The following is a 1,102-nucleotide window of genomic DNA, read 5'->3' as shown; positions in this document are numbered from 1 at the left end:
TTGATCGACATTATCCAAAATTACAGGCTCCATAAAGCGCCCTGCGAGCTTTTGAGGACGGTTAGCAATGGTAGCCCCCTCTTGTAACGCCTGATCAATAACAGCCTCCAGACGATGCTTAGAAGCCATGGTGATCACTGGCCCAACTGTCACACCAGACTCCAAGCCATTCCCAACATTTAGCTCCATCATTTTCGCGAGCACTTTTTCCATAAAGCGCTCTTTGACATTTTGATGTACATATAAACGGTTTGTACACACGCACGTTTGTCCTGCATTGCGGAACTTAGACGCGATAAGCCCATCAGCAGCTGATTCCAAATCAGCATCCTCAAAAACAATAAACGGAGCGTTACCTCCAAGTTCCATCGATACCGCTTTAACAGTTTCACTAGCCTGCTTCATCAAAATTTTGCCGACGCGAGTCGAACCCGTAAATGAAATCTTCTTGATCCTAGGATCCATCGATAACACCTGACCAAACTCAGCGGCCTGTTCAGAAATAACAACAGGTAAAAGCGGCTTAGGGATACCAGCCTGATACGCAAGTTCAACAACCGCTAGTGCGGTCAGAGGGGTCAACTCCGACGGTTTGATGATCATCCCACACCCAGCAGCTAACGCAGGTGCCGCTTTTCGTGTGATCATAGCAATAGGGAAATTCCACGGTGTAATCGCAGCACACACGCCTACAGGCTGTTTAATTGTAGATAAACGTCTATCTACAGCAGGAGCTGGAATAACTTCTCCATAAGCTCGTTTAGCCTCTTCTGCAAACCACTCGACAAAAGATGCCCCGTAGCTCACTTCCCCGCGGCTTTCAGACAATGGCTTGCCCTGTTCCAATGTAATAATGGTCGCTATATCTTCAGCGTGCTCCATCAACAATTGATGCCAGTTTTTCAAACAGCTAGAGCGCTCTTTCACACTCAACTTAGCCCATCGAACTTGTTCAGCCGAACACGCTTCAATGAGGCAATCCAACTCTTCAATTGAACTCGGTTTCAAGCGAATTAACTCTTGCTCAGTTGCAGGGTTGATGACCACAACTCCGTCGTCGGAAGCCCATTGTTTAAATACTTCTTTTAAGGTTTCATTTTTT

Annotated in this window: 1 protein-coding gene; it reads right to left on the bottom strand. The window is 46.5% G+C overall.

The features are described from left to right. Positions 1–1,102 (bottom strand): NAD-dependent succinate-semialdehyde dehydrogenase (locus tag R7035_RS25825; protein WP_318146394.1); only part of this gene is annotated, 1,102 nt, incomplete at both ends.

The sequence above is a fragment of the Vibrio sp. 1731 genome (assembly GCF_033339955.1).
Taxonomy (GTDB): Bacteria; Pseudomonadota; Gammaproteobacteria; order Enterobacterales; family Vibrionaceae; genus Vibrio; species Vibrio alginolyticus.
This window is presented reverse-complemented; position numbering and strand designations above follow the sequence as displayed.